The organism is Candidatus Anstonellales archaeon, from assembly GCA_038869735.1.
Classification (GTDB): Archaea; Micrarchaeota; Micrarchaeia; order Anstonellales; family CG1-02-47-40; genus JAWCQO01.
On record JAWCQO010000001.1, the window covers coordinates 45,531 to 71,129 of the forward strand.

General features: G+C 39.3%; 28 protein-coding genes and 2 tRNA genes. 14 read left to right on the forward strand and 16 right to left on the reverse strand.

Going from position 1 to position 25,599, the window contains the following annotated elements:
- Positions 1-11 precede the first annotated feature (11 nt).
- The 5 genes from QXF67_00260 to QXF67_00280 form a co-directional block, all read right to left on the reverse strand.
- Positions 12-335 carry an Rpp14/Pop5 family protein gene (locus QXF67_00260; protein ID MEM3059959.1) on the reverse strand — a complete coding sequence of 108 codons (324 nt, stop codon included), beginning with the start codon at positions 333-335 and terminating at the stop codon, positions 12-14.
- Positions 332-787, reverse strand: coding sequence for a hypothetical protein (locus QXF67_00265; GenBank protein MEM3059960.1), 456 nt, complete (start codon positions 785-787; stop codon positions 332-334). Before QXF67_00265 ends, QXF67_00260 begins: the two co-directional genes overlap by 4 nt.
- Positions 780-1,271: a hypothetical protein gene (locus QXF67_00270; GenBank protein ID MEM3059961.1), complete on the reverse strand. Its 492-nt coding sequence runs from the start codon at positions 1,269-1,271 to the stop codon at positions 780-782. Before QXF67_00270 ends, QXF67_00265 begins: the two co-directional genes overlap by 8 nt.
- 93 nt (positions 1,272-1,364) lie before the next feature.
- Positions 1,365-2,381 (reverse strand): hypothetical protein, encoded by a 1,017-nt coding sequence (locus QXF67_00275; protein ID MEM3059962.1) that lies wholly within the window; start codon positions 2,379-2,381, stop codon positions 1,365-1,367.
- 57 nt (positions 2,382-2,438) lie between these two features.
- Positions 2,439-3,866: an RtcB family protein gene (locus QXF67_00280; protein MEM3059963.1), complete on the reverse strand. Its 1,428-nt coding sequence runs from the start codon at positions 3,864-3,866 to the stop codon at positions 2,439-2,441.
- A gap of 87 nt (positions 3,867-3,953) precedes the next feature.
- On the opposite strand from QXF67_00280, the gene QXF67_00285 reads away from it, so the two are divergent.
- Positions 3,954-5,834, forward strand: a complete 1,881-nt coding sequence (locus QXF67_00285; protein MEM3059964.1) for a threonine--tRNA ligase — start codon at positions 3,954-3,956, stop codon at positions 5,832-5,834.
- On the opposite strand, the gene tpiA is transcribed toward QXF67_00285, so the two are convergent.
- The gene (gene tpiA / locus QXF67_00290; protein MEM3059965.1) at positions 5,815-6,498 is read right to left on the reverse strand and encodes a triose-phosphate isomerase; all 684 of its coding nucleotides are present in this window, start codon (positions 6,496-6,498) and stop codon (positions 5,815-5,817) included. The two genes, QXF67_00285 and tpiA, sit on opposite strands and share 20 nt — an antisense overlap.
- Positions 6,499-6,575: 77 nt before the next feature.
- Here tpiA and QXF67_00295 point away from each other — a divergent pair.
- Positions 6,576-6,715 (forward strand) — tRNA-Ser (locus tag QXF67_00295).
- Here QXF67_00295 and QXF67_00300 read toward each other — a convergent pair.
- A complete protein-coding gene (locus QXF67_00300; GenBank protein MEM3059966.1) occupies positions 6,683-7,345 on the reverse strand; it encodes a hypothetical protein in 663 nt (220 codons plus the stop codon). The genes QXF67_00295 and QXF67_00300 overlap by 33 nt on opposite strands.
- A gap of 50 nt (positions 7,346-7,395) precedes the next feature.
- Between QXF67_00300 and QXF67_00305 the strand changes: the two genes are divergently transcribed.
- Together QXF67_00305 and QXF67_00310 are read left to right on the forward strand one after the other, a co-directional pair.
- Positions 7,396-7,467, forward strand: a tRNA-Thr gene (locus QXF67_00305).
- Between the two features lie 61 nt (positions 7,468-7,528).
- Positions 7,529-7,840, forward strand: a complete 312-nt coding sequence (locus QXF67_00310) for a hypothetical protein (GenBank protein ID MEM3059967.1) — start codon at positions 7,529-7,531, stop codon at positions 7,838-7,840.
- Positions 7,841-7,919: 79 nt separating this feature from the next.
- Here QXF67_00310 and QXF67_00315 read toward each other — a convergent pair whose 3' ends face one another.
- Positions 7,920-8,735 (reverse strand): FTR1 family protein, encoded by an 816-nt coding sequence (locus tag QXF67_00315; protein ID MEM3059968.1) that lies wholly within the window; start codon positions 8,733-8,735, stop codon positions 7,920-7,922.
- A gap of 76 nt (positions 8,736-8,811) precedes the next feature.
- Here QXF67_00315 and QXF67_00320 point away from each other — a divergent pair, with 76 nt between their 5' ends.
- Positions 8,812-8,994 carry a hypothetical protein gene (locus tag QXF67_00320; GenBank protein ID MEM3059969.1) on the forward strand — a complete coding sequence of 61 codons (183 nt, stop codon included), beginning with the start codon at positions 8,812-8,814 and terminating at the stop codon, positions 8,992-8,994.
- Here QXF67_00320 and argH read toward each other — a convergent pair.
- Both argH and QXF67_00330 read right to left on the reverse strand, forming a co-directional pair.
- A complete protein-coding gene (gene argH / locus QXF67_00325; GenBank protein MEM3059970.1) occupies positions 8,991-10,385 on the reverse strand; it encodes an argininosuccinate lyase in 1,395 nt (464 codons plus the stop codon). The two genes, QXF67_00320 and argH, sit on opposite strands and share 4 nt — an antisense overlap.
- Before the next feature lie 36 nt (positions 10,386-10,421).
- Positions 10,422-11,030 carry a hypothetical protein gene (locus QXF67_00330; GenBank protein ID MEM3059971.1) on the reverse strand — a complete coding sequence of 203 codons (609 nt, stop codon included), beginning with the start codon at positions 11,028-11,030 and terminating at the stop codon, positions 10,422-10,424.
- Between the two features lie 118 nt (positions 11,031-11,148).
- Between QXF67_00330 and QXF67_00335 the strand changes: the two genes are divergently transcribed.
- The 7 genes from QXF67_00335 to QXF67_00365 all read left to right on the forward strand — a co-directional run bounded on the left by QXF67_00335 (position 11,149) and on the right by QXF67_00365 (position 19,886).
- The gene (locus tag QXF67_00335) at positions 11,149-12,000 is read left to right on the forward strand and encodes a RimK family alpha-L-glutamate ligase (GenBank protein MEM3059972.1); all 852 of its coding nucleotides are present in this window, start codon (positions 11,149-11,151) and stop codon (positions 11,998-12,000) included.
- A 74-nt stretch (positions 12,001-12,074) separates the two neighbouring features.
- Positions 12,075-13,181 carry a glutamine-hydrolyzing carbamoyl-phosphate synthase small subunit gene (carA, locus tag QXF67_00340; protein MEM3059973.1) on the forward strand — a complete coding sequence of 369 codons (1,107 nt, stop codon included), beginning with the start codon at positions 12,075-12,077 and terminating at the stop codon, positions 13,179-13,181.
- 2 nt (positions 13,182-13,183) lie between these two features.
- Positions 13,184-14,095, forward strand: a complete 912-nt coding sequence (gene argF, locus QXF67_00345) for an ornithine carbamoyltransferase (protein ID MEM3059974.1) — start codon at positions 13,184-13,186, stop codon at positions 14,093-14,095.
- Between the two features lie 33 nt (positions 14,096-14,128).
- Positions 14,129-17,341, forward strand: coding sequence for a carbamoyl-phosphate synthase large subunit (gene carB / locus QXF67_00350; protein MEM3059975.1), 3,213 nt, complete (start codon positions 14,129-14,131; stop codon positions 17,339-17,341).
- Positions 17,319-17,873 (forward strand): phospholipase D family protein, encoded by a 555-nt coding sequence (locus tag QXF67_00355; GenBank protein MEM3059976.1) that lies wholly within the window; start codon positions 17,319-17,321, stop codon positions 17,871-17,873. Before carB ends, QXF67_00355 begins: the two co-directional genes overlap by 23 nt.
- A 34-nt stretch (positions 17,874-17,907) precedes the next feature.
- On the forward strand, positions 17,908-19,011 hold the full coding sequence (locus QXF67_00360; protein ID MEM3059977.1) for an NAD(P)/FAD-dependent oxidoreductase: 1,104 nt from the start codon (positions 17,908-17,910) through the stop codon (positions 19,009-19,011).
- Positions 19,011-19,886 carry a phytoene/squalene synthase family protein gene (locus QXF67_00365; GenBank protein ID MEM3059978.1) on the forward strand — a complete coding sequence of 292 codons (876 nt, stop codon included), beginning with the start codon at positions 19,011-19,013 and terminating at the stop codon, positions 19,884-19,886. Before QXF67_00360 ends, QXF67_00365 begins: the two co-directional genes overlap by 1 nt.
- Before the next feature lie 46 nt (positions 19,887-19,932).
- Here the strand turns inward: QXF67_00365 and QXF67_00370 are convergent, their stop codons facing one another.
- On the reverse strand, positions 19,933-20,499 hold the full coding sequence (locus QXF67_00370; GenBank protein MEM3059979.1) for a redoxin domain-containing protein: 567 nt from the start codon (positions 20,497-20,499) through the stop codon (positions 19,933-19,935).
- An 83-nt stretch (positions 20,500-20,582) separates the two neighbouring features.
- Here QXF67_00370 and QXF67_00375 point away from each other — a divergent pair, with 83 nt between their 5' ends.
- Together QXF67_00375 and QXF67_00380 are read left to right on the forward strand one after the other, a co-directional pair.
- A complete protein-coding gene (locus QXF67_00375; GenBank protein ID MEM3059980.1) occupies positions 20,583-21,116 on the forward strand; it encodes a hypothetical protein in 534 nt (177 codons plus the stop codon).
- 122 nt (positions 21,117-21,238) lie between these two features.
- Entirely contained in the window at positions 21,239-21,562 is a 324-nt protein-coding gene (locus QXF67_00380; GenBank protein MEM3059981.1) for a hypothetical protein, read from the forward strand.
- 8 nt (positions 21,563-21,570) lie between these two features.
- Here the strand turns inward: QXF67_00380 and QXF67_00385 are convergent, their stop codons facing one another.
- Genes QXF67_00385 through pcn form a run of 5 tightly spaced genes read right to left on the reverse strand, consistent with a single transcriptional unit; the run spans position 21,571 to position 25,556 of the window.
- On the reverse strand, positions 21,571-23,097 hold the full coding sequence (locus QXF67_00385) for a hypothetical protein (GenBank protein ID MEM3059982.1): 1,527 nt from the start codon (positions 23,095-23,097) through the stop codon (positions 21,571-21,573).
- A 42-nt stretch (positions 23,098-23,139) separates the two neighbouring features.
- Entirely contained in the window at positions 23,140-23,667 is a 528-nt protein-coding gene (locus QXF67_00390; GenBank protein MEM3059983.1) for a 50S ribosomal protein L16, read from the reverse strand.
- Positions 23,668-23,688: 21 nt separating this feature from the next.
- Positions 23,689-24,318, reverse strand: coding sequence for a DUF1405 domain-containing protein (locus QXF67_00395; protein ID MEM3059984.1), 630 nt, complete (start codon positions 24,316-24,318; stop codon positions 23,689-23,691).
- The gene (locus tag QXF67_00400) at positions 24,305-24,805 is read right to left on the reverse strand and encodes an acyltransferase (GenBank protein MEM3059985.1); all 501 of its coding nucleotides are present in this window, start codon (positions 24,803-24,805) and stop codon (positions 24,305-24,307) included. The genes QXF67_00395 and QXF67_00400 overlap by 14 nt, the downstream gene beginning before the upstream one ends.
- Before the next feature lie 4 nt (positions 24,806-24,809).
- Positions 24,810-25,556 (reverse strand): proliferating cell nuclear antigen (pcna), encoded by a 747-nt coding sequence (gene pcn, locus QXF67_00405; protein ID MEM3059986.1) that lies wholly within the window; start codon positions 25,554-25,556, stop codon positions 24,810-24,812.
- Positions 25,557-25,599: the final 43 nt, after the last annotated feature.

Here is a 25,599-nt window from a genome sequence, read left to right on the forward strand (position 1 = left end):
ATGGATTTGTTTTATTTGGTTTGAAGTGATTTGAGAGTGCCAGAAGAGGAGAGACATTCTATCCTTGCTTCTTGCTCGCCTATACGGCCAGATATAGCAAAGGCACCTATGAGTCTTCCAAGGTTACTTCTTTCACAGCGAAGGATTCCTTCTTTTTTGTAAGGATTATATGAGATTAACTTAAATGCGAGGCGTGCAAACCCTTCCTGTCCAAAAAATGACAAGAGGTAAGAAAAGATGAAGTTTCTTACTTCTTTTTCATTAGTTAGTTCTGCATCCTTTCCAACAACTCTGAAAAGGAGGTACCTTTGCTTAAATCGCATAGTAGGTTTCATTCTATTATCCTCTTCAAAGTTTTCATTTTTTCTCTCGACTCATTTTCGCTTAGGTCTAATAGTTCTCCAAATCCTATAAGCTCACGTGCATTTCTAAGCTCTATTTGCGACTGAGCAAGTGTGCAGGGAAAAAAGTCTGCGTTATATTTTTTACATATGCGCACAAAATTGCGCATCTTTGAAAGCAAAACTGCCTTCTGAATACCGGAAACGTTAAGAAGTGGCAAGATTGGAATTGCAAATGCGCCCTTTCCTTCAGCTACTGATTTTATAGCTCCCATAGATGGCTCAAAAGAAGTTAGATAGTAGATAATTTTTGCTTTTTTTGAAATTATTTTTGAGGGCGAATCTGTTTGTAAGAAAAGGGAAGGGGGTAATGATGGTATTGAATAGAGCTTTCTGATTCCTTTTGGCATTTGAGAGAAAACAGGTAATCTTACTAAATCAAACACGCGCCAAACCCCTATGTTTTCTTCCACTGTGAGTTAAGCCACGGAAGGCTCTTCCCTTTTGTAGATTAAGCTCTGGCACTTTTTCTGGAGAGATGAGGATAACTTCAAAGTACTTATAGTTACCATCTTGTCCCACCCAATAGGAGTTTAGCACTTCGTGTGGAGCAAACTTTCTTGCTGCTCTTACTTCTGCTTGAGCTTGCAAGGAGGTTGAGGGAGAAACAAACATAATGTTCTTACCTGGTTTTCTTCCTCCTTTTGGAGTGCGTCTTTTCCTTCTTCCTCTTGCAATGCGAACGCGGGCTATTACGTAACCTTCTTTTGCTTTGTAGCCTAATGTTCGGGCACGCGCAATGTTTGATGGGCAAGAGACTCTTGTGATTGCCGGTTCTTTCCTCCAAGCGTGAAGCCTTGTCCTATATGACTCAGACTTTTCTACGTAAGATTTTCTAAAGTTCATAGTTATGTATTTATGTGCTCTCATGCTGACCCTCCTAATTCCTAATTATTTATTTATATGCTACATTTTAGAGTGTATTGAGCCTTTGAAGGGAAAGAAATATTTTGCAATTGAGTATTAAAAAGGCTTGTGTGAGATTCTTTTCATTGCTTCTTGAATATGTTCTTTTTTAAGGGACATCCTGACCGGCTGATAAGTGATAGTTTCAGTGCCATGGACAACCTTGCCGATTGAGAGGTTAATCTGTCTTGGTTGCTTTTCTTCATCTTCAAAAAGAATTTCAAAGTTTCCAACGATGCGATGCTTTTTTTTATTGTTCAGTTCGCTTATTGCGTTTATTATTTCTTCGTTTTCAAAGAAGTCTATGAGCGCCTCTTTCATGGATCGATGGAGAGCAAAAATTTTTGTATCTTGATTATTGAATGTGCTTTTAATGTAAACTTTACTATGGTCTATTAAAAGATGTCCTGAGTGGGCTGCGACCATTGCTTGAACAAGATGGGATTTAAGTCGCTCCAATCTTGCTCTTTTGGAGTTGGATTCGTAAGCCGTAAGAACTTTCTTTGCTGTTAATTCAAGCTTATTTAGATGCAGAAGAGCATTGGTAACTTCTAATATGACTTCCTCAACGTCGGCTTGTGGTGGAAGACTTAATTCGTGCGGATTTTGAAGCAGAAGATAGAGGTGATTAATGTTTGCTGTTTCTTTGGATATGAGTAATTCTAAGTCATGCGCTTTTGCAGCAAAATGGGGATATGGCAAATGCTTTATCTCTTCAACCTCTGCCTCAATTTTCGTTATATTGAAAATAGAGTCTTCGATTAGGCGGCTGAAGGCTTCTAAGTTTGCATCTAAAATAAGAGCGTGTAGGTCTCTCTTTAGTTGGTTCATTTCTTTTTTTAGGTTTTTGCAAAAACATAGCACAGATACAAACTCCTTTGGAGAAGAGGAGTTGGGATTTTCTAATTCTTGGAGTTTTTTGCTAGTTTGCAAAAGAAGTGAATTAGAAGCTGAAAGTATCTCTTCTTTTTCTTTGTGCGTTATGTGAGTGAGATATCCGAGAATCTTTTTTATATGCTTTTTGAGGTTTTTGATATACCATTCTGCTTCGGTAATCCACCTTTTTTTGTACACCCAGATCCACCAAGAAAAGATAAGTGAGGCCGATTAATAAAGATTTCTTCTATTCCTTTATCCTTTAATAACTGCAACCGGCACCGTCTTTGCAACAATTCGTGAAATGCCGGCCTTTTGGACACTTAAGACGACCTCATCAACGTTTTTATAGGCAAGTGGTGCCTCTTCTGCAACTAACTCTCTGTCCCCGGCTTTTAGTAGGATATTTTTCTTTTCAAGAAGATCCTTGGCAATATCTTTGTCTCTGAATTCTTTTATTGCTTGACTCCTCGACATATCTCGTCCTGAACCGTGACAAGTTGAGCCCCATGTAAGTTCCATTGCCTTTTTTGTACCTATAAGAACGTATGAAGCTGTGCCCATTGACCCCGGGATTAAGACCGGCTGACCAACTGAACGATATGTGGGGGAGACGTCGTTGCAATCTGGTCCATAGGCACGGGTTGCACCTTTTCGATGAACACAAACAGTTATGCTTTTTCCGTTGTAAACGTGCTTTTCAAATTTTGCAATGTTGTGGCACACATCATAAATAAGAGGCATATTTTCAGAAGTTCCTTTTCCAAAAACTTCATCAAAAGTTTCGCGAATCCAGTGCATCATAACGTGGCGGTTGTTAAAAGCGTAATTTATTGCACAGTTCATTCCTTTTATGTATTTTTCTGCTTCAGGTGAATTTATAGGCGCACAACAAAGTTCTTTGTCAGGAAGAGTTATGCCGTATTTTGATGAGGCTACTATCATTTCGTGCAAGGAATCGCTACAGACCTGATGACCGAATCCTCGAGAACCACAATGAAGCATAACAACTATTTTTCCCTTTTCAAGGCCAAATATCTTTGAGGTACGCTCATCTGCGACTTCTTGAACTTTTTGTATTTCTACAAAATGATTTCCTGCTCCAACTGTTCCGAACTGTGGGGCGCCTCTTTTCTTTGCTGTTTTAGAGACCACAGAGGGATCTGCCCCCCCTATTCTTCCGAATTCTTCGCATCTCTCCTTGTCTTTTTTGGTCCCAAATCCTTTTTCTATGGCCCACTCAACTCCCCAAACCAGTGCTTCGTCTAATTCCGACTCAGAAAGCTTTAGTCTTCCTTTTGAGCCTACACCACTTGGAACATTGCGAAAAAGCTTTTCAACAAGTTCACGCTTTTTTGGCTCAAGATCTTTTTCAGTAAGGTCAGTTGCTATAAGACGAACGCCGCAGTTGATATCATAGCCGACTCCGCCTGGAGAGATTATTCCCTCCTCTACACTAAATGCAGCAACTCCTCCTATAGGGAACCCGTATCCTTCGTGTCCGTCAGGCATTACCATAGAAGCTTTGAGTATCCCTGGAAGTCTGGCTACATTTTTTAGTTGAGAAAGAGTTCTTCCACTTTTCATTTTTTCTACTAATACGTGACTCCCAAAAACCCACCCAGGGACGTTCATACCCTCTTCCTTTTCGATTTCCCAAACAGCTTCAGAAATCTCTCTCATCTTAAAAACCCACCAAGCAAGCTGAAGAGTATTTTAAGAGATTATTTTGAGAAATATGTTTTTTATACTTACTTACAAAATAACACTATGAAGTTGCTTACGGTACATTGTGATTTTCTGGAATTTGAGCCAATTTCCAAAGCATTAGCGACTGCTGAGGAGGTAGAGAAAGGCAAAAGAAGGATTGAGGAGTGCTTGGTATGTTTTATTGGAGTAGAAAGAGGAGATGAGGGAGCTTCTGGATTGGCAGATAGTGCATCAGAAGAGATACGAAGCGTAGCAACTCAGGTTAAAAGTAGTCGGATTGTGCTTTATCCGTGGGTGCATCTCACTCAAAATCCTGCTAATCCAAATGCTGCTCTGAAAATTATGAAAGAAATTGAAAGTATCATCAGTAAGTGGGGAACTTTTGAGGTCCATAGAGCTCCATTTGGATGGTACAAATCATTTGAGATAAAATGCAAAGGCCATCCTCTTTCTGAGTTGTCAAGAGATCTAAAGGGTGGCGAAAAGAGAGTAGAAAAAAAAGGTGGGGAAGCGATTTCTGCTTCGCTCTCGCTAGAGGACAAAATTTTAAAGAGATATTATATATTGGATGAAACAGGAAATCTTACGGAGATAGAAAAATTTGATTTTTCAACTTACCCAACACTAAAGAAGTTTGCAGAGTATGAGATGAGGAAAGTACGTGCATATGAAAAAGAGCCACCCCACATTAAGATGATGCATGAACATAATATAGCTGATAGCGAACCTGGCTCGGATTCTGGGAATTTAAGATGGTACCCAAATGGGAGGTTAATAAAAAGGCTTTTAGAAACTGCAATTTCGCAATACTGTATAAATTATGGAGCAATGGAAGTTGAGACTCCAATTATGTATGATTTTGAGCACCCAACACTAAAAAAATACTTAAACCGTTTTCCCGCGCGCCAATATGTTGTCCAATCTGACGATAAAAACTATTTTTTGAGGTTTGCTGCGTGTTTTGGACAGTTTCTTATTGTTCACGACACAGTGATATCTTATAGAATATTGCCGCTAAAAATATTTGAGCTTACACGATATTCTTTTAGAAGAGAGCAAACGGGGGAGGTTACTGGCTTAAAGAGGCTTCGTGCATTTACTATGCCAGATATGCATACTCTGTGCGCTGACATGGAAAGTGCAAAGAAGGAGTTTACACAGCAGTTTGAAAAGGCTATGGAATGGATAGCTCTTCTTGGACTTGACTTGGAAGTGGGATTTAGGATAGAAAAAAATTTTTGGGATAAAAACAAAGAATGGGTTATTGAACTTACAAAAAAATTTAGGAAGCCATTTTTCGTAGAAATGTTTGATGAGAGATATGCTTACTTTATTGCAAAGTTTGAATTTAATTTTGTGGATAGTGCAGGAAAGGCTGCTGCCCTTTCAACGGTTCAGATAGATGTTGAAAATGCCGATAACTATGATATAGCGTATACTGATTCTAGTGGAAGGAAGAAAAGACCAATTATTCTTCATGCTTCTATTTCCGGAAGTCTAGAAAGAGTGGTCTATGCACTTCTTGAATCAGCTGCTATGAAAATTGCGGAAGGTAAGAAAGCTATGTTGCCTCTTTGGCTTGCGCCGACTCAGGTTAGGGTTATACCGCTTTCTGAAAAATACATTGACTACGCACTTGCAATTGCAGATAAATTAAGCTCAAAGAATGTAAGAGTTGATGTAGATGATAGACAAGAAACTTTTGGAAAAAAGATAAGAGAGGCTGAAAGAGAGTGGATTCCCTACATAGCTGTTGTAGGAGAGAAAGAAATCAAAGAAAACAAGATTGCAGTTACAATAAGAAAAACAGCTGAAAAGAAAATGATGGAGGTAGACGAAGTAGCAGAAGAGATACATAATTTAACAAAAGGAATGCCGTTTGAAAAGCTTAGCTTAAGCATTCTACTCTCAAAAAGACCGATTATTTACCAGATGCAATAGAGGGCATGCACGCAAGCGCCATTTCTAAAAGAAGATTTTTTGGTCTTGAAGACATTACAAATGCTGATGAGAGCAAAACCCCAGACGTGCCTAATTCTATTGCCCTTTTTACATCTTTGGCAGTTGATATTCCTGCACCACACAAAACAGGTATGTCTGCAATTGATTTTACTTGTTTTATTGCTCTAATCACAACTTGTGGTTTTGCTACTGAAACTGAAATGCCTGTTCCAATTAGTTCAGGTGGCTCAATAGCTATATAATCCGGGTTTAAATTTGCAGCCATTTTTAGCTCGCGTGCGTTGGCTGCGCAGATAATAAGCTCAAGTGATAGCTTCCTAGCAATATTGATTATGGATATAAGCTCTTCTTTTTTTATCTTTCTTTCAGCGTGATTTAGCATTATTCCAGTTGCACCTGCGTCCTTTATTGCAAACGGTATTAGTGACCCTGTATGGGCACCTGCTTCAAAACCTTCGGCGGTCTGAGCAAAAACCTCTACTCCTGTTCGGGTGCATTCTCTCAAGTCGACTGACTGAGGGCAGCAGATTATTCTAGTACCTGTCTTTTTTGAAACGAGTTTTGCAACTTTGCAAAGTTCGACCGCCCTTTTTCCTGTGGATTCTTTATATGCTTTGAAATTGAGTACTATGAAAGGCTTCATAGGTATTACCCTTGATGAATCAAGATTAAACACTCAAGATTAATAATAATTTAATAGATAACTTTTAGAGTATATGTGCCGAGGTCGCATAATCTGGTAGTGCGCCAGTCTCGAAACTTTGAGAACGGTTGTGAGAGAACTGGTCCCTTAATGGGGTTAGGAGTTCGAACGGGCAAGCCTTCAATTATGGCGGCTTCTGAATCTCTCCTCCTCGGCGTTTTGCTATTTTTGATTTTTCTTTTTCCTCACAAACTATGAGAGCGTGGTATTCTTGATAAAGCTCGTAACTTTTTTTCAGGTTTTTTTCGAATATCTCCTTCATTTGCTCATACGTAAGACTCTCTGAGGGAATGGCTATACTAGCAAGAAATCGCTTTGTGTATTCATCTATCACAAAAGTCGGCACTTTGTAGGCATAAAGGAGTATTGAATCTGCTGTTTCTGGTCCGATGCCCCAAACCTTCAAAAGCTCTGTGCGTGTCGGAGTCCTACCCCGAAGTGATATATAGAACTTGGAAAACTCACAAAGTTTTCTTGTTTTTTGGTTGGAGTAACCTGCCGGAGTTATTGCTTTTTTTAATTTTTTTCTGTCTTGCCGAAGGATGAGCTGGGGGTCAAGAAGAGAGAGGCTGTGGAGATTTTCAATTGATTTATAGGCACCTGTCCAAGATGTATTTTGGGTAAGAATTGCGCCTATGCATATTTCAAATTTTTGCTTTTCTGATTTTGGGTACGTGTAATCCCGAGGATGATAACCAATTGATATAAGCGGCCACCAGCCCTGGTAACCATGTTTTCTAAGAAGGTGGCGATATAGGGATTGTAGCTTTGAGCGAAAGTCGTCCATGTTTTTAAAATATGAATGAAAAATTAATATGCTTGAACTTGTTCATATGCGCCTCCGTAGCTCAGTGGTAGAGCGCCTGTCTCGTAAACAGGAGGTCACGAGTTCAAATCTCGTCGGGGGCTTCGGATTCAAAAGTGTTAAATATAAGAAAAAAGAAAAGTCGCTTGGAGGGGGGTAGGAACAATGAAAAGAATCTATGAAATAATGATAGAAAAGAAAGCAGATTTAAAAAAAATACTTGAAGACGATCCTTATGGATTATTTTCATTTGCAAAGAACGGCTATAAGCTCCGTGATGGGGACGTTATTGGCGAGGATAAAAACAAGTGTTATCTCTACTTAGTAAGCGAGGAGGAGAAATTCTTTGAGTTTGCAAAAAAGAAGTTGAGTGGAATTGGAAATGAAGCAAATGTAGAAGTCGCTAGAAGGGTTGCTGAAAAAATAGAAAACGAAGAAACCAGTGCAGAGATAGGGATGGGAACAATATTTGGTTAATTTTGAAAGATGATGATATCGAGGTATTTCTGAATCTTGGCTCTGACCAGGATGATGACGAAGGTCTTGAGTTGCTGAATCAATTTTTATTTCCCATATAGATAAAAAAGAAAATAATCAAATAGGTGAAATAAACAACGAACTGCTCAAGTGAGGGGTTAGTGTCATACCCTATTAAGCCTTTTAGTATACTTCCAATATATCCCTTTTCATGAAAGAGAGGGTAACTTCCATCTGAGTTTATTGGTGGGGTGAAGTCATAAACTGATTTTATTGAAGTTGGGAGGATGCCAGCTTCTTGAAGTTCGTGCACTCCTTGAGAAAGAAGGCCTGCTGATAAAAGAGCTAGTATAGTGGTTGTTATCTTGAAAAACAAGTGAAGATTGACTCTTTTTGAGTATTCAAAGATAGCTATACCAACCATAACTGCACTTGCAAGCCCCAATATTGATGAAACAAGCGAAAGAGAACCAGTTGATAAGTATATCCCTGCCAGAAATAAAACGGATTCTACTCCCTCTCTAAAAACGGATACGAACGCGAGCGAAAAGAGAGCTAAAGAAGATGAAGATAGCAAAGTCGCCTTTACATCCGCTTGAATCTTTTTTTCAATATCTTTTTGTTTTATCATCCATAGCATAAACCACGTCACAAGAAGAGACGCCATAATCATAAAAACTCCTTCAAAAACCTCTTCAATCTCTTTAAATCCACCAAGAAAATGGCTCACAAATATGGCAAATATGATACTTGCTAAAACTCCGCTACACGCCCCAACCCAGATATGTTTTTCATGCTGTATGTTTTTTGTTTTGTGAAGAAAAGTTAGCATTATCCCGATAATCAAGGCTGCTTCTATACTTTCCCTAAAAAGGACTATAAATTCTGCAAGCATGAAACGTATTTCATTTTAAAAGTTTAAAAAGATTACATGAATAGACTTAAGTCAGATGGATTTGTAGGGTATCTGAATGGAGCATATGGATGCTTTTGCAAAAAGACTCGCATATTCAATAGTAGGCGGGGCACTTGTTGGCATACTGGTCATGCTCTTTTTTCTTAAAGAGTATCCTCTCTATGTGGGCGTTGTTGTTGGCTCTATTTTAGGAGCTGTTTTTGCTATTGTTGTTGGAAGTCTTGAAAAAGAGATCTAAATTCGCAACTGTGATTTTTTTCTTAATCTGAAAACCGCCCTTTTGTAAGCCGACAAGTCAATATGTGCCATATCAAATCTGGCATCAGCTGATTTGTCAGGATTTGTTGCTATTTTTAGCTCTTCATCTGAGATTTTTATTCCGGATTTAAGCTCAAGTTCTTTTGATGTAAGCGAGGAGAGATAAATTTCTTTTTGTATGCATTCTTTTACTATTTTTCCAGTAAGCTCATGTGCTTCTCTAAATGGAATTCCTTTTTTGCAAAGAAGGTCCGCAAGTTCGGTGGAACAAGCGTATCCTTTTTCAAGCTCGTATATTACTTCTTCTTTGTTAATCTTGATTTGAGGTAATACCTCTGACATTAGAGAGATAGATTCTTTGGTCATATCAATTGAGGAGAAAAGTAGTGGTTTGATCTCTTGCGTATCTGAGTTGAACCCTGAAGGAAGTCCTTTTAGTATAGTAAGGATTGACAGCAAATTTCCTATCGTGCGAGAAGCTCTAGCACGCATAATTTCCAGAAAGTCAGCGTTCTTTTTTTGAGGCATAATAGATGAGCCAGTACAATAAGCATCTGGTATTTCTATAATCCCTTTTTCGGATAAAAATAGGAATTCTTCTGATATGCGTGAGAGCTTAATCATAATTGAGGAGAGGATATAGACGAATTCACTTTCTAGTTCCCCTCTGTTTGTTGAAACGTCATGAGCATTATCTTGCACGCCTTGAAAGCCAAGTAACTTAGCAGTGTACTCTCTATTTATATTCCAAGTTGTACCGGCAACTGCGCATGCACCAAGAGGATTTTGATTTATGCGTGAGTGGAGATTAAAAATCCGTTCCAAATCCCTCAAAATGGCCCTCTTATAGCTATCTGCCCAAAAGGCAAGGGTTATTGGTTGAGCAACGCGTGTGTGAGTGTAGGAAATGAATGGGAGATTTATTTTTTTCAATAGGTCAAGTGAAGTGCAAAGATTTAGAATCATTAATGCAATACTTATAAGCTCATCACGCATGTAAAGGCGCATATCTAGAATAACTTGATCGTTTCTTGAGCGTGCTGTGTGCATCTTCTTTCCGTGAGGGGTCATTTTCGAAACTTCAACTTCTATATTCATATGAACATCTTCCAACGAAGGATTAAGGGAAAACTGACCTTTTTTGTATTTTTTTAATAGCTTTTCAAGTGCCTTGATAATCGATGCTGCTTCCTTTTTGGTTAGTATGTTCTGGTGCCTGAGCATCTTGACATGGGCAATCGAACCAATTATATCATAAGGTATAAGGCGATAGTCGTTTACAATGTTCTCTTTGCTGTTGTAAGATAGCAAATTTGCTTTAGGTGTTTGCGAAAACCTGCCTCCCCATAGCATATTCTTTGTGTTTTTCATAGATTGGATAGTAACACCTAAGTTTTAAATGTTTCATTATTTTTCTACTCTTCTTTTTGGTTTTGAAATATATGTCCTTAGCAACTGAAATGTTCGCTCAGTATCGCTTGCGCTTAAAACAAGGATAGTGTCGTAATGACATGATATAACTTCCACAACATTTATCCCTTCTTGAGCAAGTGTATTTAGAATCAAGGAAACCACACCGGGGGTACTCTCAAGCTCTTTTCCTGAGCATATTGTAATCATATCTACATTTTTTATAAGTCGCTCGTAATGTCTTATATTTGCAATGTTCTCTTGGTCAACAACTGACATTATCCCGCTTTTGCTAGTGGAGACTGCAAGGACAGGAACTTTTAGAGGGGCTTTTGATATAACGACGCACAGACCTGTCCGAACCTCAATAGTGCTGCGTTTGAGAACATTTAAGGCGTTTTCTTCTATCTTGTCGAAATAATCTTCTTTTTTTGATTCTCTCAAAAGGGCAGCGCGTATTGCGACGTGGGCTTTCTTATTTTGATAAAGCTCAAGCGCTAGCAACTTCGCAAGTGAAGAACAGTTTATTATTTTGTCTTTTAAGTGTCTTCTAAGGATAGGGCGTGCGCGAAGGTACAAACGAATATCTTGAGAGTAGTTTGGCATGACAGGGTTATGGTAAAAGCTGGTATAAAAGATAGATGTTTAAAATTTAACAAAATAGTCATTTTGGATTGAAGTTTTAACATTACTTAAATTTAATTTTGCATTTAAAATTAAAGTCATGGAGATTGGAGTTGTTTACTCTTTTGTTGGTTTTGAGACGAAGGAGATTTTTCATTCCGCCCAAAAAAGTGGAGTTATGCTTAGAAGGATAAAGGATGAGGAAGCCGTCCTTGACATACAAAAAAACGGGGATGCGTTTCCGGACCTAAGCTTTATGCGTTCTGTGTCAACTTCAAGAAGTATTTACATATCAAAGTATCTGGAATGCAGCGGAAAGAGAAGCATAAATAAAAGCAATACGTTTGAGGTGTGTGGGGATAAAGCATTAACTTCAATGATGCTTGCCAAGGAAGGTATAGAGACCCCAAAAACGGTTATCTGCTTCAGCCCAGAGGTTGCAAAAAAAAGCGCTGATATTATTAGTTATCCTTACGTCGTTAAGCCTGTCGTTGGAAGTTGGGGCAGGTTAGTACATAAGGTTAACGACCCCGAAGCTGCAACTGCTATTTTTGAATACAAGGAGCTTATGCAGAATCCGATGCACAGGATTTATTATATGCAGGAGTATATAGAAAAAGAGGGCAAAGACATTCGCGTGATAGTTTGCGGAACAGAAGTAATTGGGGCAATTTCTCGAATTTCAAACAATGGCGATTTCAGAACAAACCATCATTTGGGCGGTATGGTGGAGGAGTATAGAATTGAAGGGGAGATTGAGGAGGTATGTGCAAAGATTGGCGAAGTTTTTGGTGGTGAGGAGATATTGGGTATAGATTTGGCTAAATCAACGGATGGCTTAAAGGTACTTGAAGTAAACCACACTCCGGAGTTTACAGGATTTTGTAAAGCTACCGGAACAAATGTAGCGGATAAGATGATTGAACATATAAAAAGAATAATAAAATCATAGAAGAATAAAACTTGAAACACATTATAGTATAGATTATAAATACTTCTATGTAAATTATTATCCTTGGGTTTTCTGTGAACTCGAAAAATTTGAACGCTGCTCTTGTGCTTTCTGACGGCTCTTATTTTTTTGGAAGTGGATTTGGAGCAGAAGGTGAAAGTTGTGGCGAGCTTGTCTTTAATACTTCGATGATGGGTTATCAAGAGGCATTGAGCGACCCGTCGTATGCAGGCCAGATACTCCTTATGTGTTATCCGCTTATAGGAAACTACGGTGTGAACGAGACGTATTTTGAAAGCAAAAAGATTCATGTAAGAGGTTTTTGTGTCTTTGAAGCGTCTGAAAGGTATGAGCATTACACCGCAAAAAAAAGCATCTCAGAATTCTTGGAAGAATTTGGAATTCCAGGAATTCAAGGGATAGATACGAGACATATTGTAAAGAAGATAAGAGATGGAGGGGTGATGCCTGCTGCGCTTGGAGTCTATAGCGGAAAGCCGGATTTGGATAAACTTCTTTCTTTAGCAAGGAGTGTGGATTATTCAAAGACAGATTTTGTAAAGGAAGTAACTACAAAGGAACCTTATGTGATTGAACCGTCTTCAAAATCGTTTGATAGACGGCCTCCAACTGTTGTTTTAATAGATTGCGGAGTAAAGGCGGGAATTATAAGGCAGCTTAAAGAACGAGATGTGCGTGTGGTAGTTGTACCCGCGTTTTCAAGCGAAAGAGAAATCCGGAGTTTTGAACCAGATGGCATAGTGGTGTCAAATGGACCGGGCGATCCTGCGCTTTTAAAGGACATAACGAAGGTTATGCGCAAACTCTTTGATTTGCCGATATTTGGGATATGTCTTGGACATCAGCTTTTGGGACAAGCTGCTGGAGCACGAACATATAAATTAAAATTCGGGCACCGGGGTGCAAATCATCCAGTACTAGACAAGAAAACTAAAAAAGTTGCAATCACAAGTCAAAATCACGGATATGCTGTAGACGCAAATGAAGTTAGTGATGAATTTGAAGAAACACACATAAATTTAAATGATGGGACAAACGAAGGATTAATGCACAAATCACTTCCCATATTTTCTGTGCAGTATCATCCGGAAGCGTCCCCTGGACCGCAAGACTCTAAACATCTGTTTGATGTGTTTGTAAAATATTTAAAAGAGGAGTAGATATGGACTTGTTGAGGACAGATGAGCTTGAACTGCACGATATTGAGGAAATCCTACAAATGGCCCAGAGGTTAAAAGCTGATTACAAAAATGGGAAGACGTCAAATATTCTTCAAAACCGGGTACTTGTAATGATATTTGAAAAGCCGTCAACAAGAACGCGAGTTTCGTTTGAAGCAGGAATGGCGCAGCTTGGCGGGCATGCTATATTTCTTGACTTTTTTGTTTCTCAGATATCAAGGGGAGAGACGATGTACGACACAGGTGCAGTGTTAGGGCAGTATTCTGATCTAATCATGGCTCGCCTCAACAAGCATGTTGACCTGGAAGAGCTTGCAAGGGGGTCACGAGTTCCTGTGATAAATGGATTGACAGAGTTGGATCATCCTTGCCAGGCTTTGGCTGATTTGCTTACAATGAAGGAAAGAGGGAGAATGCATAGGAATGCAAAAGTTGTATTTGCAGGTGATTGCGGGTATAACATGGCAAATGCGCTTATGGTAGCATGTACAACTGTTGGCATGGATGTAACGCTGGCATGCCCTTCAGAATGCGAGATAAATGCTACTTATCTTGCAAGTGCAAGAAGGCTGGGCAAAGTCGAGATTGTCCATGACATAATGCAAGCGGCAAAGGATGCTGATGTAGTTTATACAGATACGTGGGTTTCTATGGGCCAGGAAAAGGAGAGAGAAAAAAGATTAAAGATGTTTATGCCGTTTCAGATAAACAGGAAGGTTATGGAAGTTGCTAAAAAGGATGCAATTTTTATGCACTGCCTTCCCGCTCACAGGGGCGAAGAGGTAACTACTGAAGTAATAGACGGGCCTCAATCTGTTGTATACGAAGAAGCAGAAAATAGACTACACGTACAGAAAGCGCTTATGCTCTATCTACTTGGAAAAAAGTATTGAAACAAGAAAGGCACAAACAAGAGAGGAGATATCATGCCAAAAGATGCATCCATAAAAAAAGTTTTAATTATAGGCTCTGGGCCTATAGTTATAGGACAGTCAGCTGAATTTGATTATTCTGGATCTCAGGCTTGTACTGCATTGAAAGAGGAAGGAGTTCGCACAGTACTCGTGAATTCAAATCCTGCCACTATCCAAACAGATAAAGAAATTGCTGATATCATTTATATTGAGCCGCTCAGATCGGAGTTTGTAGAAAAAATTATTAAAAAAGAAAGACCTGACGGAATTATCGCAACAATGGGTGGGCAGACTGCACTAAACCTTGCAAAAGAGCTTCATGACAAGAAAATCCTGGAAAAGTATGGAGTAAGGGTTCTTGGAACCGGCGTTTCCACAATTGAGCTTGCAGAGGATAGGGAGAAGTTCAAAGAAACTCTGTCCAAGATAAATCAACCGTATCTACGTAGCGCGGCCGTTTCGAATTTTGATGAAGCGGAACGGTTTCTTCATGAAATTTCATTTCCAGTTATTTTGAGACCAGCCTACACGCTTGGGGGGACGGGGGGTGGAAAGGCAAACAACATGAGCGAATTTGAACATCTTCTATCTCTTGGACTTAGGATAAGTCCTATAGGCCAAGTACTTGTTGAAGAAAGTGTCGCTGGCTGGGCTGAGCTAGAGTACGAAGTCCTGCGAGATGCCCAGGATAACTGCATATGCATATGCAACATGGAGAATGTTGATCCGATGGGCATACATACTGGCGAGAGCATAGTCGTAGCGCCTTCACAGACCCTCTCTGATGTTGAGCACCAAATGTTAAGGAAGGCCTCAATAGATATTGTAAGGGCGCTTGGAGTAGTTGGCGGATGTAATGTCCAATTTGCTCTGGACCAAAAAACAGGAAGGTATGTGGTTGTTGAAGTAAATCCACGCCTCTCAAGATCAAGTGCACTTGCATCGAAAGCAACCGGCTACCCAATTGCAAGAATTGCGGCAAAGCTGGCTCTGGGATACTCGTTATACGAGCTAAGGAACATGGTTACTGGCACTACGCCTGCTTCCTTTGAACCTGCGTTGGATTATGTGGTAACTAAAATCCCCCGATGGCCTTTTGACAAGATTCCGGAATGTTCTCGCACAATTGGCACACAAATGAAAAGCACCGGCGAAGTGATGGCAATAGGGAGAAGTTTTGAGGAATCCCTACAGAAAGCTTTGCGGTCTCTTGAAATTAAAAAGCCAAAAATAAAAGAAAATGAGATAGAGGAACACCTCTCCAGACCGACTGATTTTCGTATTTTTGCAATTTTTGAGGCGTTTAGAAGAGGGTGGAGCATTGAACAGGTTTATCGGGTTACGGCCATAAACCGCTGGTTCTTGAACAAAATCAAGGGTATAATAGATATTGAAAAGGAGTTGGAGTCAGGTGGCCCTGAAAGGGAAATCCTTAAAAGGGCAAAAAAGATGGGCTTTTCTGATGCTCAAATTGGGGAGCTCTGCAGGATAGATGAGATGGAGGTTAGGAGAAAAAGAAAGGAATGGGGGATTATGCCGGTGTACAAGATGGTTGATACCTGCGCAGCCGAATTTGAGGCAAAAACCCCGTACTACTATTCAACTTATAGCGGCACCGAAGATGAAGTCCAGGAATCGGGTAACGAGAATTCTTTAAAACTGCGGAAAGGGAAGGTTTTGGTAGTGGGTTCTGGTCCTATAAGGATTGGGCAGGGGATAGAGTTTGATTATTGTTGCTGCCATGCGTCCTTTACGCTTAGGGAGTGTGGGTATGAATCCATTATGATAAACAACAATCCAGAAACAATAAGTACTGATTTTGACGCTTCAGATAGACTTTATTTTGAACCGCTTACCTTTGAGGACGTGATGAATGTAATAGAGAGGGAGAAGCCTGATGGAGTCATAGTTCAATTTGGAGGGCAGACTTCAATAAATCTTGCACAACCGCTTGCAACTGCAGGTGTGAAGATACTTGGGACGCAGGCAGAGGACATAGACACTGCTGAAGATAGAGAGAGGTTTAGAAAGTTTTTAGAGAGCCTTGGAATAAATCAACCAGAAAATGGGAGTGCAACCAGTGAAGAGGAAGCTCTTTCCGTTGCAAGAAGAGTAGGTTACCCTGTAATCGTGAGGCCAAGTTACGTGATTGCTGGAAGGGCAATGAAGATTGTTTATTCAGATGATGAACTAAGAAGATATATTGAAGAATCTGTTGAGGTTTCAAACAATCATCCAGTTTTGATAGATAAATATATAGAAAAAGCAGTCGAGTGTGAGATTGATGGAGTAAGCGATGGAGAAGAACTTTTTGTTGGTGGAATAATGGAGCATATAGAACGTGCAGGAGTTCATTCGGGTGATGCTAGTTGTGTTACTCCGCCCATTAAACTTATCCCTGAGGTACAGAAAAAAATTTTGGAATATTCTAAAAAGATAGCGTTGGGGATGAAAAATATTGGTGCAATAAATATACAGTACGTAGTAAAAGATAATGTAGTTTATGTGCTTGAAGCAAATCCGAGAGCTTCGCGGACAATTCCATATTTGAGCAAAGCAATAAACGTGCCGCTTGCTAAGATAGCTACTAAAGTTATTTTAGGAAAAAAACTCTCTGAGCTCTCACTTCCAAAAGGAGGTTCTGCAAAAATTTCTCATTATGCAGTAAAAAGCGTGGTTTTTCCCTTCTTAAAAATGCCGGGAGTTGATTTCGTACTTGGACCTGAAATGAGGAGTACGGGCGAGGCGATGGGGATCGACTATGATTTTGGAGTAGCATATTACAAATCCCTTCTTGGGGCTAATTTGAACATTCCTATACGTGGGGCTGTGCTTATAAGCTTAAAGAAAGAACACCAAGAGCATGCTTATGAGCTTGGAAAAAGATTTTCCGCCCTTGGTTTTGTAGTCTGTGCCACGGAAGGAACTGCAAAGCGCATAGGAAACGCTGTCGTTTTGAATAAGGCAGGAGAAGGCGAACCAAACGTTATTTCTAGCATAAAAAATGGTATGATATCGTTAGTAATAAACACTCCCTCTAAGGGTAAGGATGCCCAAACCGATGGGTTTAAAATTAGGAGGGTAGCGATTGAGAGCAATATTGCATGCATAACAAACCTTGAAGCGGCCTTTGCACTTCTTGATGCGATGGAATCTGTAAAAAGAAATGGCGATGTCGGAGTACGTATGTTGGATGAGTTTAATGAAATGGAAAAAAGAGGATAGGATAGATTGCGCATTTATTGCGGGCGCTATATTTTCTCTCTGCTTTATGACAATTCTTTTAATACTGTTCAGCGACTTGGTTCTTCCTCTTTTTGGAGCCACACATGCCACACCTGTCTTTTCTCCAGGGGCTGAAAAAGACATAATAAGCCTTATCGATTCTGCAAGGGAAAGCATTGATATTGAAGTGTATTTATTCACAAATGAAAAGGCGTCATCAGCCTTAATTGAAGCAAAAAAGCGAGGGGTTCGTGTGCGCCTTATAGTTGAAAGGCGAACAGATGCTGATAAAGAATGGAAGTTGATAGAGAAAATGGCACAAGAAGGGATTGAGATTAAGATGGCAAGCCAGCGATTTACGCTTACTCATTCAAAATTTATGATTATTGATGGAAGAAGAGCATTGGTTGGCAGTATGAACTTCTCTGGATCCGCTTTTGCTACCAATCGCGAAGCAGGAGTAATTCTAAGTGGAAAGATAGTAGATGAATATAAAAAAATATTTGAAGAAGATTGGCAAGAAGCTACGTAGTCCATATTAATATGGGACTCTAGAGGATTTTAGAATGAAAAAGAAAGGGATAAGCATAACAGGAGCAGGACCGGCTGGTTTGTCTGCGGCAATAAACTTGGCAGACCAGTTTGAAGTAGAAGTTTTTGAAAAGGAAAAAGATGTTGGAATGAAATGGGAGGGGAGTCTTCAATTTCTTGAAAATTATACCAGCCAAAGAGATGTTTTCGATTGGCTTGAGGATGTTGGGATAGAGCCCAACTTTTACTCAAAGCCCTTCTTTGATATCGAAGTGATAGCGGGAAGAGATAAGGACGCCGTCCTATCTTCAAAAAAGCCTTTATGGTATGTTGTGCGTAGAGGAAATCAAAAGGGGATGCTGGATTATGCACTCAAAAAACAGGCTGAAAGAAAAGGGGTAAAGATAAATTTTATGTCTAGGTGTAAGGAACCGCAGATTATTGCAACTGGACCATCATCTGTGGAAGGATTAGCAAGGGAGGCTATTTTTGAAACTCGGCTAGAGGATACGTTCTTAGTTTTTTTGGACAACGAAATTGCACCAGGTGGCTATGCCTATTTGGTTGTTGCTGATAGAGTAGGTACAGTCTGTACTGCAATAACCAAGAATTTTGAGAATATTGATGCCTACTTCAAAAAGACTATCGAACGAGCAAGGGAAAAAAAAGATTTGGATATGAGGAATGCGAGAATAAAGACTAACTTCGTTTCTTTTTATTTAACTAAATCAGCAAAGGTAGGTAGTAGAATATATGTGGGGGAAGCGGCGGGATTTCAGGATTTTGTATTTGGTTTTGGGTTGAGATATGCGATTTGTTCTGGATATCTTGCAGCTAGAAGCATAACTGAGAAGATGGACTACGACTTGCTTTGGAAAAGAGAGTTTGGAGAGATGTTGGAGCTTGGCATACTAAATCGCTGGATTTATGAATGGGGAGGGAATCCTTATTTAAAATTTTTATTGGAAGAGGCAAAAAGGAGAGGTGATTTCCGTAAATTTTTGAAAGACTTAAATACTGCTTCTTTCTCAAAAAAGCTTTTAATTCCACTTGCAAAAATAGGTCTAGGAAAGGCTGAAAGGTGTAATCACATAGAAAACTGTGTTTGGTGTCCACGGAAAAAAAGATGGGTGGCTTGATGGAAAGAGGAAAGTATAGGTTGGAGGAATGTTATGAATACTGCAAAAAGATAACGCGAGAACGGGGATCTAATTTTTATCTTGGCTTTTCGTTTCTTCCAAAGGAAAAGAGAAACGCTATATTTGCTTCATATGCATTTTGTAGATATGCGGACGACATAGTTGATGAATCTAGAAGTGTGGATCAAAAAAGTCTCCTTTTGAAGTGGAAGCGGGCATTGGAACTTTGCTATAGGGGAAAAGCAAACCATCCAATAACCATTGCTTTGCAGGATGCTGTAAAAAAATATGGGATACCCAAACAAGCATTTTTGGGGTTAATTGAGGGTTGTGAAATGGACTTGGCTATCAAGAGATACAACTCTTTTGAGGATCTTCTTAAATATTGCGAACGGGTTGCAGTTACGATGAGTACTATCTCGTTGCATATTTTTGGGATAAAAGATAAAAAAGCAGAGAAATATGGCAAGTATCTTAGCCTTGCACTTCAGCTTACAAATATACTTAGGGATGTTGGTGAGGACGCAAAAAGGGGGAGGATTTATATCCCAATCGAGGATTTAAGAAAGTACGGTTATTCAGAAGAGGAGCTTTTCAGCGAGGTATTAAACCCCCAATTTAGAAGACTTATGGAATTTCAAGTTAGAAGGGTAAAGGAATATTTCGAGAAAGCTGAAAAAGTTCTTTGTTGCATTGAAGAAGATTCCCGATTTGCAGCTCTGCTTATGGGTGCGGTTTATGCAAAAATCCTTGACAGCATTGAAAAAAGCGGCTATGATGTATTTTCAAAGACGTATGGCCTTAGTTTGATGGATAAAGCAATACTTATCCTAAAGATGATGATTTACCCATCTTATACAAAAATTTGGAAATGAGAATAAGGATTGGAATTAATATTTTGTTTATCTGGTAGGTTGATAGTCATATTTTTCCGACAAGGTCTAAGCTTGGTCTTATTGTTTTTTTGCCAGGCTCCCAGCTTGCCGGACATACTTCCCCTTTTGTTTCGCGTATGAATTTGCAGGCCAAGAGCTTCCTAAAAGTTTCCTTTGCACTTCTTCCTATAGCGTTTTCGTTCATTTCAAGGCATTTGAGGACGCCATCAGGGTCTATTATAAATGTTGCTCGAAAGGAGATGCCCTCTTTTTCGATATACGTTCCAAATTCCTTGCAAATTCGCCCTGATGGATCAGCAAGCATGGGAAACTTCACTTTTTTTATAGCGGGGGAGTTATCGTGCCAAGCTTTGTGTACAAAGACGGTGTCAGTACTTATACTTAGGATCTCTGCACCTTCTTTTTTGAAATTATCATAAAGAGTTGCTAACTCTTCAAGCTCTGTGGGGCATACAAATGTAAAGTCTGCAGGGTAGAAAAAAAGAATTACCCACTTTCCTCCATAATCTGAAAGTTTTATGGTTTTTTCCCCTCCATCAACGAAGGCCTTGGCCTCAAAATCAGGCACTTTCTCCCCTAGTCTTACAACCATTTAAATTTCACCTTTCCTAAAAGATTTATTTGGAATTAATTTGAATCTAATATTTATAACTTTTATTCTCATAGTGAAGGCATATGGAAGAAAAAAAAGATGAAGAGTTGGAGGTGCAGGGAAGGAAAGGTATTGCTTCAAGAGGCATCCCGTCTCATGAAGCCATGTACCTCCCCCCTCATGATAGTCACCATTTGAGAATTTTTCAAGATTCAAATGAGAATATAACAAGAAATCTATGGAGTTTGGAGGAGGTACTAAATTTTGTTTTTCCAAAAAAGTACCAGCAGAAGTATTATGCGTGTGCAACATCGTTTATTTCTTGTCTGGTGTCAAAATGTGAGATGAGTGGCTCTGACGTAAATGAATTTGTCAGGACATCTGGTGTATCGAAGGCAACGTTTTACAATAGGGTTTTACCCAGGCTCCGAAGAGTCGGTATGATAAAGGTTGAGAGGAAGACTGTCAGTTCGAAGGAGTCATCAAGGAAGTATAGACCGATGATTATAAGGATATCTAAGACATTTGGAAACTATTTAATAAAAATTGGGGATTCCTGGCTTGCCATCGTTGACGATGCAAGAAGTAGGAAGGATAAGTTGTACGAATCTCCCTAGAAGCACTGTAGACGCAATTTGTCAGGTTACAACTGCAATTGACGAATATAGGCTACTCTTTTTTGGTAAATTTTTCTTTTAAGCTGATCTCTTCAATACAATTCATCAGCGAGGTGTTATTTATGACTAGTATCGGAACAATAAATCTGAAGAAAGGAATACTCAGAAGCCCAGAAATGCGTAGTGAAACTGGGGTCGAGAAAAAGAGGTCGTCATCGTTTTTGATAACAAAACCCCTCACAGAGGCAGCTATTCAAGCTATCAAAGCAACTCAATCAGATAGCAAAGACAAAAAAATCGAAAATGTTAGTGAGTATCACGATTGCAGAGACTGTGCGCCTTGGATCGGTGCGCCAGAGCCGCAAGTTAATGACGAAACAAAAAAAGAAAATGAACAACCAAAAAAATGGGATGCTGAGTGGTTTGGACTAAGCCCTACATGTTAATTGTGCCTTTATTTTTTCTTTGAAAGGTCCTTCTTTTTTTCTTTTTTTTCTTTTTTATTTGGGACAACATTGTGTTCTAAATTTCCGAGATGTTCAAGAAGAGTGTCTCTGGATGTTATTGCTTGAGAAAAGTTTTCATAAGCACTCCTTGCTCGTAACCTGAGTGTATCAACGCCAACACCTGGAGGTTCTTCATCAGTGCTGACTGATGCTTCTATTGACTTGACTATACTTTTTGCCTCAATTATAAGATCCGCTATTCTCTTTTTGGAAGCTTCAATCTGCCTGTTTATTTCTTCCTCTGTCCTTTGTGCAGAGATGGCTTCAAAAAGGTTTTTTTCAGATACTTCTTTTAACTCGTCGATATATCGTCTGACAAAATTTGTTTCTACGGATTCCCTAAGAGACTCGTATGCTTTTTGACTCTCTTGCGCAAAACGTTCAAATTCGTCAAGACGACGCGAGTATTCGTTAATGTATTCAACCACTGTTCGATCAATGTGTGAAAGTCTATTTATCTGCTCTGAGAGTTCCTTGATCTTCTGCTTTTGAGTTTCAAGGGAAGAACGCATTGGTAAGAGTCGTAAAGAAAGGTTTTTTGTAATTGTTTCTATTGAATCATAGGTTTTTTGAGCCGCCTCTAGATGCTCCATGTTCTGTCTTATTTGTGCAGTCGCTTCCTGGATGGTTAAACGGAGCTTTTGCTGCTCCTCTTTTGATTTCTCCAAAAGTTGAACAAGATCAATGAGCTTGGATTCGGCTCCAAAGAGATCTCTTTCATTTTCTTCTACTTTTTTTGTTGTATCATATCTTGCTTGATTGATTTCTATAAGTAGTTTTTCAATCTGAGTCTTTAGGCTTTGAAACACTTTCCTTGCTTCTATATCGATAGATGCTATCTTTTCGAGGTATGACTCCATCTGTTGTGCTGTCTCCGGAATTTCCATTGTTCTCTGCTGAAGAAATAAAATTGTTTTTTCCTTTTCTAGTAATCTCTCTGCTATCGTTTGAAGCTGAGTATCCATTCTTTTTTCGATTGGAAGGTAAACCTCTTCGTATATTTTTTCTTTTTCTGAATGCAACTTTGCAAGAACCTTCTTTTCTTTTTCTATTTCAGCAATATATTCTTTAAGTCGGTTGGCAGAAAGGTTGAGGCTTAATGGCTTTTTCTTCTTTCTACTTTTCGGCTTTCTCAAAGGCGGTGAGGCGGATTCGGTTTGAGAGAAAGCTTGGGGAAGAGAGGGACTGGACAGAGTATCTTCTTTTTCCAATTCTTTTTCGTGAGGTTGTGAGACTAAGTTTTCCTTATGGTCTACATGTGCCTTCTTTCCTTTCCAGCGAACATATGTCTTTGTAAGTAAGTATTCTAACTCAATAAGGCCTCTTTCTTCTAATACACGAAGCCATCTTTCTGTGTCTTTTATACCGAGCCCACAGACTGACGCTGCCTCTGAAACTTCAACAACCTTTTTTGATTTGAGAAACTCTACGAGTATATCTATTTGAGTATTTATGTCCCTGTTTGAGTGATCCAATTATAAACACCAGCTACTATGCGGAGATAGGAACACCAGCTACTATGCGGAGATAGGCCTCTTTTCAACAACGAACTTTCCGGAAACCTTGCAACGCGCTCGTCTAAAAGCTTCAAGAACGGCATCCTCCTTATCTTTTGTTGTCATGATTCTAAACAGTGATTGACCTGGATAGAGCCGTGCTGCTCTGTCCGTGGTGCGTCCAAAAGCCATTCGCATTCCTTTCTGAAGCCTGTCTGCCCCTGCTCCAGCTATCATTTTGTTTTCTCTTAGGACTTGATGGGGAAAAACAAGAACATGAAATAGGTATTGGTCTCGCATTACTTTTTCAAGATACTTATTTACCGCTTGCCTTGATGCTTCTATTGCGTTGTCTCTAAGCTGCACTGGCTGCTTTGCGACAAAGTCGTACTGTATATTATACGAATCGGAATCCTTTCCCATTTTATATACATGAAGAGAAAGGTGGGGCATAGCTTTGATATACGATTTTTTTGGAGTGCTTTTTGAGTATCTTGTCCAAGCAACTTTTTTTATACTTCTGCAAGTTCTAGCTGGCCTTAAACCCATATGATGGACACCTCTTAGATATTACTTAATTTCTTCATCTTTTTTGTTTGCATTGTTATTTTTGATATAAGAGTATATAAAAAATTGCGTTTTTTGAACTATGGGGTTTCCTGCAAGCAAAAAAACCACTAATGAGGATAATGCAGATAGAAAGATAGAGAAGTGGGCAACTGCCTCAAAGTCATTTGGAGGGATAATTATTTTTTCTACCCCAATATAATAATCTACATAGTCGTTTAAAAAAAAGAATAAAGACGCAGGAATTATAAGAAGAGTGCGTTTGTAAGGGATAGTAAGGATAGACAAAGCCACCATTCCTATGTGGGGTAAGATGAAAAAAATAAGAGAATTAAGAAGACTTTCTTCTGAAAGATAAACTTGTGGATGGAAGAACGCCATCAGGAAAATGGTCCAAATTCCATACTTTATAAGAGCAATTGATGAAAGATAACGTAATAAAAGTAAAGAAGGATCATGGGAGGGGTTAAGGAGTACGGCCAGAGCAAGAATGATAGATAGAGGGGAATCCGCTACAAACAGCCAAAGATAGATGTTTACTTTCTTAAATGCATAGGAGTAGTAGTAAATTCCATAGATAGATGCAAAGATGAGGAGTAGGATGAGTATCTGACGGAGATTAGTGGTTTTCATGCGTCTTTCCTTGCTTTCTGATTATTCTGGCAGGTGAACCACAAACAAGTTGATTTTTTCCCACGTTTTTTGTTACGATACTGCCCGCTCCGACCGTCGCATTATCACGTATCTCTATACCTGCCAATAGAATAGAGCGTGCACCTACAACTACATTTTTGCCTATTCTAACTCTCCCCACACGAAATTGGTCTATCAAAAATTCGTGTGCAAGTATTACAGCTCCATAGCCGATGATGGAATTTTCCCCTACTTCAATGAGTTCAGGATATAAGAAGTCAAAATCTACGTCCGGCGCGATTGAAACGTCTTTACCTATCCGAATTCCTGTCAGCGAAAGCAGTAAATTCTTGATGCTAAGTGAAGGAATTTTCTTTGAAATCTGGATTAGACAGTAATTAAAGGCCGTGCGCAAGGGATTTTTTACTCTCCACCATAGATGGAGAGAATTTTTACCAGAAACTTTTGTTATTTGTAGCCTTCTCATGGATTTAATCGCTATCTAACCGTGGAGCAAGATAGTAGGAGACGTTTGCTCCCTCTACTTCGTAAGTTATTTTTATAGGGGCATTAGTCTTTAGCTTTATCTCGATTTCTTCAGTATCCGGTGCAGCTTTCGTGACGTCGTCAAGATACTGAAGAGGAAACGTTGCTCGCGAAGAAGCCTTTGCAATTATTTCAGATATCTCACTTGAATCTTTTTCGTATTCAGAATGAAGATTTGCTCCATCGCCTTTTACGTCTGCAAAAAAGCCAGAATCATTCGCTTCAAATGTAATGTGTGAAGAGATTAATGCAGCATCTTTTAATAATTCTTTAAGTGCTGCTGCTGTTATTTTGACAAATGCATCATGCTCTATTAAGGGTTCTTTTTGGATTCCACTTGGCATCTCAATAATCGGAAGTTTAAAGCTTCTTTTCTTTTTTTCTGCCACAAAGCGTAACACAAGTTTATTTTCATCTTCAAGCACTTCTAGTTGCTCCCCTGCCCGAGCTCTTCCGAGAACCTTGCTTAAACTGTCAAAATTTATCCCTACGCGGGAGGTTGATTGCACATCGTATTCCAAAAAAACGTCTTTTGGCATAAAAAAGCAGACCATTGCTATTTGGGATGTGTCCATGGCCTTGAGGCGTATTCCCTCTGTTGTAAATTCAAGTTGGCCTTCGTCGATCAAATTTACTATTGAGTCTATTGCTCCCTTGAAGGACCTTGCATCAGAGACAACTATCCTAAACATATGCACCGACCTCCCATCTATTTATGGATGCTAAATTTTTAAT